We start from the raw sequence: 16056 nt of genomic DNA on the forward strand, positions 1-16056 counted from the left end.
GCAGCAATGCTGCTCTCTCACTATCCTTTGAGCCGAAATGAATACCGAGGCTCATCATGCTTGAATTTAATAACAAAGAAATCGAAACTGACGCACAAGGTTATCTGAAAAACGTTACCGATTGGTGTGAAGAACTGGTGCCCCTACTTGCAGCAGATGAAGGTATCGAGCTATCTGAAGCGCACTGGGAAGTGATCCGTTTTGTGCGTGAGTTTTACTTAGAATTTAATACATCACCTGCTATTCGTATGCTAGTGAAAGCGATGGCGAAACAATACGGTGAAGAAAAAGGAAACTCGCGTTACTTATACCGCTTATTCCCTAAAGGTCCTGCAAAGCAAGCAACCAAACTTGCAGGTTTACCTAAAGCAGTGAAATGTATCTAAGAGATAACATCTCTATACCCAAGTGACTTCAATATGCCTGATTCAGAGCGAAGTCACTGAGTTGAATTCAAGGAAGACAATGAAGCGGAATAGCGAGCTCTTTCCAAGTTGTCTGACGCAAGAAGTCGGTTCAGTGACACGCTCCCAAAGGGCGAGCGTCCTTAGCTCTCAGACTTTGTTAACTATTCTCAATGTAGAACCACTATATCTTCGAATCGTTGCCGCGCCTGAGAACTAAGGTCGTCTCGCTGAACACGGCATCTTGAAGTTACTTGGGTATATCCTAATAACGACCACAACGGTTTAATATAAATACCAATGTTGTGGTCGTTTTAATATTCGCTTGTTTTTGCAATGTTTATTTAATCGCGAAACCATCCATATGCCGCCATTCCAATCGTTCCGTATTAATTGACTGAACATCAGCAAGCTTTACTCCGCTTGCAAGCCAAAGTAACAATGAATCAATATCTGACTCCTCACCACAGGCCATGATTTCAACACTGCCATCCGGTAAGTTTTTCGCATAACCTTTTAAGCTATATTTCAATCCTTCATGGGCGGTATGAAACCGAAACCCCACCCCTTGAACGCGTCCTGTTACGTTCGCTTTAATACAAAGTTGTGACATCCATCACCTCAAGTTTTAACTCACTTCGTCGATATAATTGTTGTATCTCCCACCGAGTTACTCAGCACACTTTTATATATACCAATTAGGATTTAAGCATGAAAGAAGTCGCCTTTCGATGGATCGATAAATACCTTATACACCTAAAGTTAACTGAAAAGTTTTACTTACTTTTTCTTCTTCCTTTTATCGCAATTCTCTTTGTCTCTGCTATTTTAGTTGATGCAGCTGCAACACAGCGTTCAGAAATAACACAACAACAACTGCAGCTAACCGCAAATATTTTCCAACAGCAAAATATCTCATCCTCAGATGCTGCCATTCTATTGCAAAATAGCGCTATAAAAGTGTCGAATACCTCTTCTTCTGACGCTGTTCCTGTTAGTGGACAAAACTATGCACTAGAAGCTATCTCTCAATCTGGGTTACTTAATTACTTATCAACAACACAATGGATTGTAACGGCTATTTTACTCGTTATTATTCTTGCCGTTGTGTACTACATCATGACTTTTATCGGCGGTGCTATGTTTAATATGCACAAAGCTCTCCAAAGTTTAGCCGATGGAGACTTAACTCACCGTCTTAACTTCTTCCCTGTCCGTGATGAATTTAGCCGTATTGCTATCACGATTGATAAAGTCGCTGAACGTGAACAACAATTAGTATTAGCAACACAACAAGCCGTCGCGCTAATGCAGCAGATCAGTGTTGATTTACGTCAACGTAGTAATAACAGCGGTGATTTATCACAGTCACAACAAAGCCATTTAGATTCTCTCGCAAGTGCTACTGAAGAAATGGCGACATCAATTCGCGAAGTAGCAACCCATGCCCATGAAACTTCGCTACAAACTCAAGAAGCACAAGCTGTGAGTGAAAACGGCCGCGTAAAAGTCAGCGAAACTAAAAATGCGATTTCTATTCTTTCAAGTGAAATCAATGCCGCAGCACAAGCCGTATCTGCACTTGATAGTAATGCAGCAAAAATTGATGATGTGGTCACAACCATCAATGGTATTTCAGAGCAAACTAACCTACTGGCGCTCAACGCAGCCATTGAAGCAGCACGTGCTGGTGAACAAGGTCGTGGTTTTGCCGTGGTTGCAGATGAAGTACGTACCCTTGCTGGTCGTACCCAAAGTGCAACCGTTGAAATTCAGCAGATGATTGAATCACTACAACAAAACAGCCAACAACTGATTGCTGTGATGCAAAACACCGTTGATAACGCTGTTAACAGTGAGCAATTGATGGATTCGGTTGATAACGAAATCGGTCAAATTAACGAACGTAACCAAGGGATCTCGGATCGCAGTTCTGAAATTGCAGCCGCCGCTGAGCAGCAAGGTGCTGTTGCAGAGAGTATCGCAAGTAGTGTTGAACAAGTCCGTACTCAATCTAATCAAATTGCGACCATGATCAGTGAAGCAAACAGTGAAATTGATCAGCTAAACCAACAAGCCCAAACATTAGAACAACTAATGAGTGGCTTAAAAGCATCATAACAACAGCCACCAGCAAAAGTAATCTCGCTTTTTTATGCCGTCATCTTATTCGTATCCGATAAGTTGGCGGCTTTTTCATTTGATTTTATATGCCTAGAGAAAGATAATACGCCCCTTTCGAATTCCATACTGGGCATGTCATGACAGCTTCTATTTATTTGGTAAAAGGCCGCGAAAAATCATTACGTCGTCGCCATCCTTGGGTTTTCTCTCGCGGTATTGATCGCATTGATGGTAAACCTGGCTTAGGCGAAACCGTAGATATCTACGACAACAAAGGCGAATGGTTAGCAAAAGGTGCTTACTCACCACAATCACAAATTCGCGTTCGCGTATGGAGTTTTGAGAAAAACGAAAACATCGACGTTAACTTCTTCATTAAGCGCCTCAATCAAGCACAAGGTTTACGCGATATTCTAGCTGCACGTGATGGTCTAACTGGCTATCGTTTAATTGCAGCAGAATCTGACGGCCTACCGGGCATTACCATTGACCGTTACCAAAACTTCCTAGTCTGTCAGCTGCTAAGTGCTGGCGCTGAAGCACAACGTGATGTGCTAATTGAAGCGCTACAACATTGCTACCCAGAATGCAGCATTTACGAGCGATCTGATGTTGCTGTTCGTAAAAAAGAAGGTCTAAAACAGCGTACTGGTGTTCTTCACGGTGACGAGCCACCGCAATTTGTTACCATCGAAGAAAATGGCGTTAAAATCAACGTTAATATCGTGGGTGGTCACAAAACAGGTTTCTACCTTGACCAACGTGACAGCCGTGAAGCATCAGTAAAATATGTTAACGGTAAACGTGTACTTAACTGCTTCTGTTACACAGGTGGTTTCGGTCTTTATGCCCTTAAAGGCGGTGCTAAAGAAGTGGTTAACGTGGATGTTTCTCAGCATGCACTTGATACCGCACTGAAAAATGCACAAGACAACGGCTACCCTGTTGAGAATGCACAATTTTTAAATGCGGATGTATTTAAACTGCTACGTGAATACCGTGATCGTGGTGAGCTATTTGATGTAGTAATTATGGATCCACCTAAATTTGCTGAATCTAAATCTCAGCTTGTAGGTGCTTGTCGTGGTTACAAAGATATCAACATGCTAGCAATGCAAATTCTTAAGCCAGGCGGTACGCTACTGACTTACTCTTGCTCTGGTTTAATGGATAACAACCTATTCCAAAAAATCATTGCTGATGCTGCTCTTGATGCACACCGCGATGTTCAATTTATTGAGCGTTTCAGCCAAGCAGCTGATCACCCATTAGACAGTGCTTACCCTGAAGGTTTCTACCTAAAAGGCTTTGCGTGTTACGTTAAGTAATCACCACTGCGCCTATACTAGATATACAATATCGCGAAAGCCCGATGTATGCATCGGGCTTTTTGTTTTTCTACTGTTTATGCTCAAGCGTCCTCATGTACTTTGCAGTTATTTAGCTAAAACTGTCTACACGCTTAATTACATACAGACACCATTTGTCATAGGTATTAATAAAATAATACAATAAGAAAATACCAATAGCGCATTTTGCTACGGACAAATACAAGGAATTAACATGAAACTACGTACAGCACTTTTAACCCTAGCCGTTTGTGGTGTGAGCTTCTCTTCTTTTGCTAACGTTTCGCTTACCCTACCAGACTCTGCTGATCTTGTTCTTGTAAACGGTACCAAAGCGCAAGGTAACGATCCGCTTTCACTGAAAGATGGTGATAACCAAATTGCTTTTCGTTACGAAACTAACTACCGCGAAAATGGCGATACTCACCTATTCAAATCTGAAGTTGTGATCGTGACATTCAATGGTAAAGATGCAAGCTACACATTATCGCTACCAAAAATCCATAGCCAATATGAAGCCAAAGCATTTAACAAACAGCCTCACGTTACGATCACTGATCAGCAAAATAACGATGTTGCAATTAAACAAGACGTTTTAATCAAGAATGGCGTTCAAATTGGTCGTGATTTTCAGCAAGAAATTGCGAAGTACAATCTAAGTGGCGCACCAGCGGCATTAACATCAGCAATTTCTGTTTCTGTGCCACAGGTACAAAATGTTGCGGTAGAAAAAAGTGGAAAAGTTGATCAAGCCTACGTAACTAAGATGCTTAATTACTGGTACGAAAAAGCAGATAAAGCGACACAAGACCAATTCAAAGCATCAATTAACAAGTAACACATAAAGCAATACTCGTTAAATATCATATGGATAGCTATAAAATTTTAGCTATCCATTCCTTTTAGTCCTATCTAATACCAAATTTATACCACTTCTCACGTCATCATTTTGACTCTTACTCACTCCCTTTTCGTGTTGAACAGTTGCTTTTAATTCAACTTTGCAAAAAATATTTACATTTTTTTTACATACTTCCGAGAGCAGCCTTGAATATCAGAACATCTTACCGTGCAATATTGGGTATCAGCTTTATAGTTTTTTTACGGCGCTCAAAAAGATTTAAAAAAGAATAATTGCCAGGCTGGGTGCTGATATTTATTAACTGAAACTAAAGGATACCTAATGGATAATGGTAAACATGGAACGATGAGGAAAGGGATATTCACTCTTAGTACTCTAACTATATCATGCTTCTTTGCTCTCAATGCACAAGCTGCAGTTGATTGTACAGACCTTGCAGAATGGGAAAGTAATAAAGTTTATACTGGCGGCGACCAAGTTCAGCAAAATGGTGTTGCGTATAAAGCGAATTACTGGACTCAAAATAACGCACCGAAAGATTTTAGTGGTCAATATTCACAATGGGTTGAGTTAGGACTTTGTTCTGACACGGAGATCCCTGTTGAAAATGTTGCACCATCAGCAAGCATCACAGCTCCTACCGCAACAAGCTCAATCACGACCGGTGAAACGGTTCTGATCAAAGCAAATGCAACAGACACTGATGGCACGGTTGCTAAAGTAGACTTCCTTGTTGACGGCACTGTTGTAGGTAGTTCAACAACAGCTCCTTATGAGTTTGCTTGGGTTGCTACAGAAGGCGCACATAGCCTAGCAGCTGTTGCTTACGATGATAAGAATGCAGCAAGTAGCCAAGCAACTGTAAACGTTGATGTTGCACCTGAAGGTCCTGTTAACCAAGCACCGACTGTTTCTGTTGCCGTTTCTGCAGCAACTGTAGAACTTGGTGAAGTAGTAACGATTACTGCTGACGCAGCTGATGCTGACGGCACAGTAGAGAAAGTAGATTTCTATGTTAATGGTGCCCTTGTTGGTACAGCAGCAACTGCGCCTTACGTACTTGAATACACAACGGCACAAGCGGGTTCTGCAAAGATCTTTGCTCGTGCAACTGATGATAAGAACAAAACATCAGATTCTGCAGTAACTGCAGTTACCGTCAATGGTGCTGTTGTTTCTAACGGTTGTCGTCCTGACGGTTTATACCAAACTGAAGGTGTAAACGTTCCTTACTGTTCTATCTACGACGAAGAAGGTCGTGAGAAAATGGGCGCGGATCACCCTCGTCGTGTGATCGGTTACTTTACTAGCTGGCGTGCGGGCGATGATCCACAAAGCAGCTACCTTGTTAACGATATTCCATGGGAACAACTAACGCACATTAACTACGCATTCGTTAGTATCGGTTCTGACGGTAAAGTAAACATCGGTGATGTTAACGATCCATCAAACGCTGCAGTCGGTATGGAGTGGGACGGTGTTGAAATTGATCCAGCACTGGGCTTTAAAGGTCACTTCGGTGCCCTAGCAACAGCGAAAGCAAAACACGATGTTAAGACATTAATCTCTATCGGTGGTTGGGCTGAAACTGGCGGTCACTTCGGTACAGATGGCAACCGTGTTGCTGACGGTGGTTTCTACACCATGACAACGAACTCAGATGGTTCTATCAACCATGCTGGTATCGAGAAATTCGCAGCATCAGCGGTAGAAATGATGCGTAAGTACAAGTTCGATGGTCTAGATATCGACTACGAGTACCCGACTTCAATGGCAGGTGCGGGTAACCCATACGATAAAGACTTCATGGAACCACGTCGTCCATACCTATGGGCTTCATACCAAGAGCTAATGAAGGTTCTACGTGAAAAACTGGATGTGGCTTCTGCTGAAGATAACATTCACTACATGTTAACCATCGCAGCACCATCATCAGGTTACCTACTACGTGGTATGGAAACATTTGATGTAACGAAATACCTTGATTACGTTAACATCATGTCATACGACTTACACGGTGCATGGAATGATCACGTTGGTCACAACGCTGCTCTATTCGACACAGGTAAAGACTCTGAGCTTGCTCAGTGGAACGTATACGGTACAGCTGCTTACGGCGGTATTGGTTACCTAAATACTGACTGGGCTTACCACTACTTCCGTGGTTCTATGCCTGCAGGTCGTATTAACATTGGTGTTCCTTACTACACCCGTGGTTGGCAAGGCGTTTCTGGTGGTGATAACGGTCTATGGGGTCGTGCAGCACTGCCTAACCAGTCAGAGTGTCAAGCAGGTACAGGTGAAGGTGAGAAGAACAACTGTGGTTACGGTGCAACGGGTATCGACAACATGTGGCACGATCTTGACCCAGATGGTAAAGAAATGGGCGCAGGTTCTAACCCAATGTGGCACGCTAAGAACCTTGAGAACGGTGTCTTCGGCTCATACGCATCTGCTTACGGCCTAGATCCAGCAAATGATCCTGAAGATAAACTAGTAGGTACATATACTCGTAACTACGATGATGTTGCTGTAGCACCATGGCTATGGAACGCAGAGAAGAGCGTATTTATCTCAACGGAAGATAAAGCCTCTGTAAGCGTGAAAGCTGACTACGTAATCGATAAAGAAATCGGTGGTATCATGTTCTGGGAGCTTGCGGGCGACTACAACTGTTACCTACTAGATGCTAACGGTAAGCGTACAAGCACTATTGATGCAACTGAAAAAGCGTGTGCTTCAGGTAATGGTGAGTACCACATGGGTAACTCGATGACAAAAGCTATCTACGATAAGTTTAAGTCAGCAACGCCATACGGTAATACTGTTGCTACAGGCGCTATTCCAACACAAGCTGTCGATATTGCAGTGAAAGTTGATGGCTTTAAAGTGGGTGATCAAAACTACCCTATCAACCCAACAGTAACCTTTACTAACAACACAGGTGTTGACCTACCAGGTGGTACAGAGTTCCAGTTTGATATTCCAGTATCTGCTCCAGATAACGCGAAAGATCAATCAGGTGGTGGTCTGAAAGTGATTGCATCAGGTCATACTCGTAGCGATAACATTGGTGGCCTAGACGGCACAATGCACCGTGTAGCCTTCTCACTACCTAAGTGGAAGACACTACCTGCAGGTGAAAGTTACGAATTAGACTTCATTTACTACCTACCAATCTCAGGTCCAGCTAACTACTCTGTTAACGTTGACGGAAATGAGTATGCATTTAAGTTTGAGCAGCCAAATCTACCAATTGGTGATTTAAATGCAGGTGGCGGTAACGGTGGTGGCGACAATGGCGGTAATAACGGCGATTGTGATACGACAGGTCTAAATACTTACCCTGAATGTGCACAAACAGACTGGCAAGGTACACCAACACACGCTGGTAGCGGTGACCAAATCATCCATGATGGTGCGGTATATAAAGCAAACTGGTGGACATCATCAGTACCAGGAAGTGATGGTAGCTGGACGAAAGTTTGTAACATCTAAACCTAGCGTCTAAGCAACGTCTAAAAGCAGGTAGTTTTCTACCTGCTTTTTTATTCAATAAAGCATAAAAAAGCAGACATATATACAGATTGAAACGATTACATGATTACTTTATACGCAAACTTGTATTTTTTTTGCAAAAAGAAATTTTTATTACCAAACTATTAGCACTATGTTTTTATCTTTAAAAATCATACCCTTAAAAAAGACACTGTTAATAAACATACAAATAAATTGTAGATAATAAAACTCACACTCTAAAATATAATTAAATGCTGTTCATATTTATAATATACTGTTATTTATTACTTTATATACCATATTTTATTAAAAAAAGACGTGCAATTGTATTTAATGTATACACTCTTACAAATTAACTCGTTATATTATTTACCATTTTTTATGATAAAGTCCTTGGCTCTAATTCCCCCTAAGCATTGTTAGATGGTAGTACTTAATGAAAAAAGCGATATATCTAATAATCCTGATGATGTGTTACCTGCCGTTTCAGGCTTCGGCTCATGTTCTAAACACAGAAAGAAAGAATGCCGATATTGTTGTGAATTACGTCTATCAAAAGGCGCATTTAAAAAACCAAATTAACTATAACGTTTTCAAGCAAGCATTCATCGCTTACAACAAAACCAAAGGTAAGAAAAAGTCACTTTTAACGATCATTGACTACAGTAAGCCATCGACACAAAAAAGATTTTATGTGATTGATTTAAAACAAAATAAATTACTTTATAAAACTTATGTTTCTCATGGTATGAATAGTGGATTACTAAAAGCTAATGAATTTTCGAATAGAGTAAATTCGCATAAGACTTCATTGGGTACATTCCTAACTGAAAGTACATATAACGGTGGTAATGGCTATTCACTGAAACTTAACGGCTTAACCCGCGGTAAAAATGATAATGCATTAAAACGCTACATTGTCATTCATGGGGCAAAATATGTCTCTGAGTCGTTTATCAAGCGTAATGGTTATTTAGGTCGTAGTTGGGGTTGTCCTGCATTACCTGAAGCATTAGCTAAAAAGATCATCAACACCATTAAAGGTGGCAGTGTTATTTTTGCTTACGCTTAACAACATCTCAAATTAGAAGGCTGTTAGTATTTAGTTTAAAAATTAAATGCTAGCAGCTTTTTTTTGCCTGATGATTATTACTCTACATTTATCTTTGACAACAAAATCAATTATTAATCTTGGATTCATTTACACTCACTATAATAGTTTTATTTAGCGAGGTGATTATGAAACGTGCACTGATTATTATTGATTTCATAAATGATATTGTTGATCCTAACGGTAAAATTCCTAGCTGCGCCCAACAAGTCACCGCTAACAGCACGATTAAACATGCTAACCGTGCAATCTCATGGGCTCGTGAAAACGATATTCCCTGTATTTTTGTCAAAGTTGGCTTTCAAAGTAATTATTTCGATCTTCCTCGCCACTCCCCTATTTTCGGTAAAGCGGACACAATTGGTGCATTGAATCTCAATGGTTGGGGAACACAATTTCATCAAGATATTGCCATTGAAGAAAATGATCTGGTGATCTGTAAGCCACGTGTTAATCCATTTCATAACACACAATTGGCTAGCGTATTAAGCGCAAACAACATCACTGATATTTATTTATGTGGGGTAAGTACTACGTGGGCAATTCAGTCCGCAGTAAGAGATGCGCATGACCGAGACTATCAAGTCCATATTATTTCGGATGCATGTGCCGCAGCGACAGAAGAAGAGCACCAAGATTCGTTAACAATGCTATCTCGTTTAGCAACATTACATAAATCAGATGAACTAAATTTATAGGCTTATTATTATCATAGAAAAACCGCATCCCTTTTTATTGGTTTTCATTAAAAATCGACAAAAAGTAATGCGGTTTATTTAGTTAGACTAGATATCGTCTTCCCAAGGCATTTCAGGTAATGCGGCAAGGTTTTCGCTATAGCGTTTTAGGTCAAATTTACCTTCGTTCTTCATCACGTCAAACACCTCTATTGAAAGTGCACAAGCCATCATTTGAATAGCTTCTTCACGTGGTGTTCCTGTCATTACTAAACGCATTAGTGTTTCTTTTACAACTAAAGGTTCGCCATCAGATAGTTGATTTTCAATCGTTTCAACAAGCATATCGCCTGTCATAATCTCTTCGTTTTCCATGCTATTCGCCTTTAAATAAATTTGGCTCATTCTATCGTATTTACGGATATAACACCTACTATTGCGCTATACCTTTGCATCGGTTAGCGATAGTTCACTAGTGCTTCACGTTAAATAAAGAGAGTAATACTGGTGTCGCTTCTGTCATCGAAGCAAAGGAATGATTCGCATGTGCTGGTAACTTAGGGCTGTGTGAATTAACAAAAACCGCATGTATATTGGCACTCAGTGCCGACATTAAGCCCGTTCTGCTATCTTCTACTGCCACCGCCTTTTCTGGCAAAACATGCATTGTTTTACACGCTTGTAAGTACACATCAGGCGCAGGCTTATTGTTCGTCACCTCGTAACCACTAAACACATTATCAAATAGTGATAACCAACCATGATGGGCTAACACACCTGTCACGTAATCTCTTGGAGCACCAGTTACGACCGCCATCGGCACTTTGCCTGATAATGTTTTAAGTAAATCATCGACACCAGGCATCGCTGGAATGCCTTTTTCAAGAATCATCGCTTCTGTTAAGGCTTCCATCTCATTGATCATGGCAGAAACTGTCGTAGAAATATTATAGTGAGAGATAAAGTGCTCAGCGATGTGAGGCCAAGTGACACCAGCGTACTGAGACATAAATGTATCAATACTTAACTCAACCCCATGACCTGCTAAATACTGGCTCCAATTCGCAGCATGAAAGCGTTCCGAATCAACTAATGTCCCATCAAAATCAAAAAATAACGTTTGCATGTATTACCTGATAACTACTGTCCACTGTTACCTTATAGCACGACTATTGATAATCATGTATCTAACAAGTGATTAGCATGGGGTAATTGCACACACATTACTCTGCTTAAGCAGTACCATCGCCGCATCAATATTCACTGCTGGGCTAAAATAAAAACCTTGAATGTAGTGGCATCCCATTTTAGATAACAGTTGAAGTTGTGCTTTTGTTTCAACACCTTCCGCCACAACATCTAGATGAAGTTTACGGCTCATATCCATAACAAGTGAGACTAAAATCTGACTTTCAACACTCTGCTCAATATCAACAATGAAATTGCGGTCAATTTTTATCACATTCGGCTTATTCGCAATAATTGCCGACATCGACGAGTAACCTGTACCGAAATCATCAATCGCAACACAGATACCTTTTTGTGCGAACTCTGATAATAATTCTAAAATATTATTACCTTCATCAAGTGCAGCAGACTCAGTGATCTCAATCATGATCTTGTTATACGCTAACCCATGCTCATCAATAATGTCGTAAATATACTTTTGATCGTACAACGCAAATTCACGAACAGAGCGATTGATAGACATACAAATGTCATCATAGCCTTGGTTATGCATGTAGGCTAAATCACGACAAGCTTGTTCAAATACGACTCGCCCTAATTGCCCTATCAAACCATAGGTTTCTGCCATCTCTATGAAGATAACGGGCGATATGTACCCTTCTTCTTCATCAAACCAGCGTGTTAATGCTTCAAACTTGCAGATTTTACCAGTTTCAATATCAACAATAGGTTGATAATAAACTTGGATTTTTTTCTCTGTAATAGCTTTAATTAAACGATCTTTTAGACGTAATTTTCGAATGTATTCAGATTGTAACTGCGCATCGTAAATTGAAATCCCATTACGCCCATTCCGTTTTTGCTCGTACATGGCATAGTCAGCATTCTTTAACAATGCTTGATGGGTAACACCACTTTCAGGGTAAGTTGATATGCCAATACTAATGGTGACATTAAACTGAAGTGCATCAATAAGAATAGGCACTGATAACGCACGCATTAATTTTCGCGCATACTGCTTGGCAAACTCTGATGATTTCCCTTTAAGCAATATAGCGAACTCATCGCCACCATAACGGCACACTAAGGTCTCTTTCGAACAAAAATCTAATAAGATCTCTGCAATATGCTTCAGCAACTTATCGCCAACATCATGACCATAAAGATCGTTGATTGACTTAAAATCATCTAAATCAATAAACAACACTGAAAACTCTTGGTTGCAGCCACCTTTTTTTACTTGCTCACATACCGAATTGATCTCCTGCTCTACTCTTTCAGTAAAACAGCGACGATTCATTAATGTGGTTAAAGCATCATTATTTGCGTAGAACAACAACTCTTTTTCTGTTTGTTGACGCACGCTGATATCATGAAACACACCAACATAATTGACAACTTCATGGTTATCATCCTCAACTTTGTTGATCGTCATTTCTTCAGGATAGACATTGCCATTCTTACGACGATTGTATAGCTGACCTTTCCATTGCCCTGTGTGTTCAACACAATCCCACATTTCTTCGTAGAACGCTTTATCATGAAATCCTGATGCCAAAATTCGAGGATCTTTACCAATCACTTCTTCACTGCTATAGCCTGTTACAGCCTCAAATGACTGGTTCACGGTAACAATATGATTATTGCTGTCAGTGATCACGATACATTCAGATGTGTTATCAAAAACAGTTTTAGCCAAATTCAGCTGCTGAACGGTTGAGACAGAATCTGTAATATCTGTCAGTACACCAGCAACCTTTTCGGTGTCACCAAACGCATTAACAGCAACCACTGAGCCCTGACATTGAAACCAATGCTCAATATACGAAATGTTTGTCACATATTTAGGGTTCAAACGAAAATCAAAGCATAGCGATTGAGAATCGTTATTTCTCAATTTTCTAATCGCATCTAAAACAACTTTTCTTTCGTCTTTATGAATTAAACGCATTAACTCATACAATGAGTGAATCACACGTTCTTCTATTTTTAATATGTCCCAAACTTTTGGAGATGTGACTTTTTCACGAGTATTAAAATGATATTCCCATACCCCTTCAGCGACGGCATTATATGTAATATGTAACTTATCTGAAGTTTTAGATAACTCTGTAGAAATGTGATAAAACTCGCTTATATCTTGAATAATGCCACGAATAAGCGTTGTTTTACCATTATCATCTTTAATAAGTGCTGATTCTTTACGAACGTACTTTATTTTCCCACTAGGTAATAAAAGGCGATAAATAATATTATATCCCGTATGTTCGGAAGTAATAATATTATTCATAAAGGTAATAACACGCTCTCTATCTTCAGGATGGATTGAGCTGTGCACAAATTTAAGATCAGGATGCAAGCAATTCTCTAACTCGTAAATACGGCAAGCTTCTTTGCTCCATGTATAGGTATTGGTTAATACATCCCACTGCCAATTACCTAATTTAGCGACGCGTTGGGACGCCTCCATCTCACCAAGTAGCAGTTTTTGCTCTGATAGTAATGCCAAATATTGTAATTCTGAGCCAAGTAAATGCCCCATCTCTTCAGACCAATCGATCTGTTCTTGTGATAAAACAAACGGATGCAGAAATAAGCATACGACGATACCAATAACATCGTCATGAGGAGAGATAACTGGAATACCAAGATAGGATTCAAACTGATGTTCAACCATCAATTTATCTTTGGGATAATCAGAGTATGCGTGAGCTTCGATGAGATAAATCGCACCGCTTTCTAACACTTTCAGACATGGCACATCCTCTAATAGATAACTTATCGCATTATCAGTAATGACACCGTCAATGTAATAGGCTAATGATGTTGCCTTGGTGCAACTCTTATTAAAATAGGCGATGTAGTAATGGTCAGGCTGTAACTCATTAAATATTGACTGCATGGTATGTGATATAAAATCTTTACCATATTGATTTCGCTTTAATGCTTTTAATGCAGTAACCATTAAATTCTCAAACCTAAGATAATTGTAATATGTCAAAAAAGTATAGAGCGCATAATGTACAATACCACTTTATTTAAAAGAAGTTTATTGACAATTAACTTTCGCTTTATTACTTCAATCTTGATTTATATCAGTTTACTTATTACGCTCGCACTAATAAATAATATCTTTTATTACTCTTTTAAATATCCATATAAAACAACATGAATATTATTAATTCTCAATCATATGTTTAATTAATTCTCATTGTTTTATTGGTAGTACTAATAATTAACACAGTAACGATAAAGTAAAACAATTTTAAAACACATCCTGAATATTTATTCCCAATCAATAATGTAAACACTACGCACTCTCATAAACCGATCATCTGACCTGATTCAAATACAAAAAAGAGAGTCAAATGACTCTCTTTCTTTTAATGATTAGCGTGCAATATCTAACTGATTACCTGTTACACCATTAGTACGGAACCAACCTGCGATACTGAAACGTCGCTGTGTAGCTGGTAATACTTCGTGTGGAAACATTTCTGATAAGAAGACCACCAAACGTCCCGCTTTTGGATCTAATGTAGCAAGCTCATTATCGTCAAGATCATACATCTTAAGACGACCACCATGCTCAGGCTTCCAATCATCATTGAGATAGAACACAGTAGTAAGTTTACGGTTCTCTTGACCACGGAAACAATCAAGGTGTTTTTGGTAAAAGTCACCTTGCTCATATTTGGCAAAATGCGCTTCGTATTCGAATAAACCAAGATAGAAATGACGATTCACTTCTAAACGGATCTCATTCATGCGCTTTAGAAAGTCAGCGACAGGCTCACCCATCTCATTCGATAACCATTGAATTTTATCACTTCGAATAGACTTTTGGGTCATGTATTCATCATTACGACCAATGCCAGCTTGGCTCCAGTCTTGCGGAATACAATCTTTTAGTGCTTTAACCTCATCCTGAGTTAAAAAGTCATCCCAGACAAACCAACCTTGAGTAAATAAGGCATCAATAAGTTTGTCGTAATTCATATTCGTTCCAATCGAAATAAAAAAGGCTTTATAGCGCTAGATCTCTCATACGACAAATCATAAATTTTATACTTAACTTAAAAATTTCTGCTCAATAAACACATTGTTACACTGTTAATTATTCGTCATATCACATACTAAAATAGATGGTACTGAGCTTGTCCATGTCGTTTTAAATCATCTATAGAATCAACCTGTTGAAAATGCTCAACCCAAGCAATATTGCTTCGTGGAAATTCAACTTTAACGGCTTTTTTTATCTGTTTTTTTAACGCGTTGGCATCTACCGTTATCATTTGATCACTATAGCCAAATTGTTTGAAGCTATATTCAGCTTCAGACTGTTTTAAAACGCAAAAACCACGATCTTTTTTAAAGGTCAGCACTTCAAATGCATCACCAATCGTCATGGTTTTTATAAAGCGTTCACAGCTGACTTCTACATGAGAAATATGAATCTTTGACATATCGCCTCCTAATCAAGTAGATCGGTCTTTGCTAACAACTTACAGAAATGTGCCTTTATTAATACATCACTAATAAAGAAAACAGTAATCGTATTATCGGCAACGGTGAATGCCACTCGAAAAGCAGTATCAGCAGCAACTACGATCTTATATTCCAGTACTCGATGTTTTTGGTACATGCCATGAGGTACTGATTTAATCTTGCCATTATGTAGCGTTAGTAAGGTAGGAAGACGCTCATGGAGATCATTCATAATCGCTGCTTCATGTTCCGCGTATTGATGAAAGAACTTACGTAAGTGACGATTTTCGGCAATAAAAATATTCATAATCAACCTGATATAACGTATTTCATA

General features: G+C 39.4%; 14 protein-coding genes. 7 read left to right on the plus strand and 7 right to left on the minus strand.

The window, feature by feature from the left end; genetic code table 11:
- Nucleotides 1–56 precede the first annotated feature (56 nt).
- A complete protein-coding gene (tusE, locus tag Q7674_RS15805) occupies nt 57–386 on the plus strand; it encodes a sulfurtransferase TusE (RefSeq protein ID WP_305422791.1) in 330 nt (109 codons plus the stop codon).
- Between the two features lie 358 nt (nt 387–744).
- On the opposite strand, the gene yccX is transcribed toward tusE, so the two are convergent.
- Nucleotides 745–1017, minus strand: coding sequence for an acylphosphatase (gene yccX / locus Q7674_RS15810; RefSeq protein ID WP_045063079.1), 273 nt, complete (start codon nt 1015–1017; stop codon nt 745–747).
- A gap of 98 nt (nt 1018–1115) precedes the next feature.
- Between yccX and Q7674_RS15815 the strand changes: the two genes are divergently transcribed.
- From Q7674_RS15815 to Q7674_RS15840, 6 genes are all read left to right on the plus strand, one after another.
- Nucleotides 1116–2525, plus strand: coding sequence for a methyl-accepting chemotaxis protein (locus Q7674_RS15815; RefSeq protein WP_045063078.1), 1410 nt, complete (start codon nt 1116–1118; stop codon nt 2523–2525).
- A gap of 140 nt (nt 2526–2665) precedes the next feature.
- A complete protein-coding gene (locus tag Q7674_RS15820) occupies nt 2666–3856 on the plus strand; it encodes a class I SAM-dependent methyltransferase (protein WP_045063077.1) in 1191 nt (396 codons plus the stop codon).
- Nucleotides 3857–4091: 235 nt separating this feature from the next.
- Nucleotides 4092–4715, plus strand: coding sequence for a YccT family protein (locus Q7674_RS15825; RefSeq protein ID WP_008987288.1), 624 nt, complete (start codon nt 4092–4094; stop codon nt 4713–4715).
- 345 nt (nt 4716–5060) lie between these two features.
- Nucleotides 5061–8237, plus strand: coding sequence for a chitinase C-terminal domain-containing protein (locus Q7674_RS15830; protein WP_305422795.1), 3177 nt, complete (start codon nt 5061–5063; stop codon nt 8235–8237).
- 457 nt (nt 8238–8694) lie between these two features.
- The gene (locus tag Q7674_RS15835) at nt 8695–9330 is read left to right on the plus strand and encodes a murein L,D-transpeptidase catalytic domain family protein (RefSeq protein WP_373455785.1); all 636 of its coding nucleotides are present in this window, start codon (nt 8695–8697) and stop codon (nt 9328–9330) included.
- Nucleotides 9331–9497: 167 nt separating this feature from the next.
- Nucleotides 9498–10067 carry a cysteine hydrolase family protein gene (locus tag Q7674_RS15840; protein WP_045063075.1) on the plus strand — a complete coding sequence of 190 codons (570 nt, stop codon included), beginning with the start codon at nt 9498–9500 and terminating at the stop codon, nt 10065–10067.
- An 87-nt stretch (nt 10068–10154) separates the two neighbouring features.
- On the opposite strand, the gene Q7674_RS15845 is transcribed toward Q7674_RS15840, so the two are convergent.
- From Q7674_RS15845 to Q7674_RS15870, 6 genes are all read right to left on the minus strand, one after another.
- Nucleotides 10155–10421 (minus strand): hypothetical protein, encoded by a 267-nt coding sequence (locus Q7674_RS15845; RefSeq protein ID WP_008987292.1) that lies wholly within the window; start codon nt 10419–10421, stop codon nt 10155–10157.
- Between the two features lie 97 nt (nt 10422–10518).
- Nucleotides 10519–11172, minus strand: a complete 654-nt coding sequence (locus tag Q7674_RS15850; protein WP_023931892.1) for an HAD family hydrolase — start codon at nt 11170–11172, stop codon at nt 10519–10521.
- 72 nt (nt 11173–11244) lie between these two features.
- Nucleotides 11245–14199, minus strand: coding sequence for a bifunctional diguanylate cyclase/phosphodiesterase (locus Q7674_RS15855; protein WP_052679864.1), 2955 nt, complete (start codon nt 14197–14199; stop codon nt 11245–11247).
- Nucleotides 14200–14624: 425 nt separating this feature from the next.
- Nucleotides 14625–15233, minus strand: coding sequence for a 2OG-Fe(II) oxygenase (locus tag Q7674_RS15860; protein ID WP_045063074.1), 609 nt, complete (start codon nt 15231–15233; stop codon nt 14625–14627).
- Nucleotides 15234–15370: 137 nt separating this feature from the next.
- The gene (locus Q7674_RS15865; protein WP_023931889.1) at nt 15371–15700 is read right to left on the minus strand and encodes a hypothetical protein; all 330 of its coding nucleotides are present in this window, start codon (nt 15698–15700) and stop codon (nt 15371–15373) included.
- Nucleotides 15701–15708: 8 nt separating this feature from the next.
- Nucleotides 15709–16029 carry a hypothetical protein gene (locus Q7674_RS15870; RefSeq protein ID WP_045063073.1) on the minus strand — a complete coding sequence of 107 codons (321 nt, stop codon included), beginning with the start codon at nt 16027–16029 and terminating at the stop codon, nt 15709–15711.
- Nucleotides 16030–16056 lie beyond the last annotated feature (27 nt).

Origin of the sequence: Photobacterium leiognathi (assembly GCF_030685535.1) — a bacterium.
Classification (GTDB): domain Bacteria; phylum Pseudomonadota; class Gammaproteobacteria; order Enterobacterales; family Vibrionaceae; genus Photobacterium; species Photobacterium leiognathi.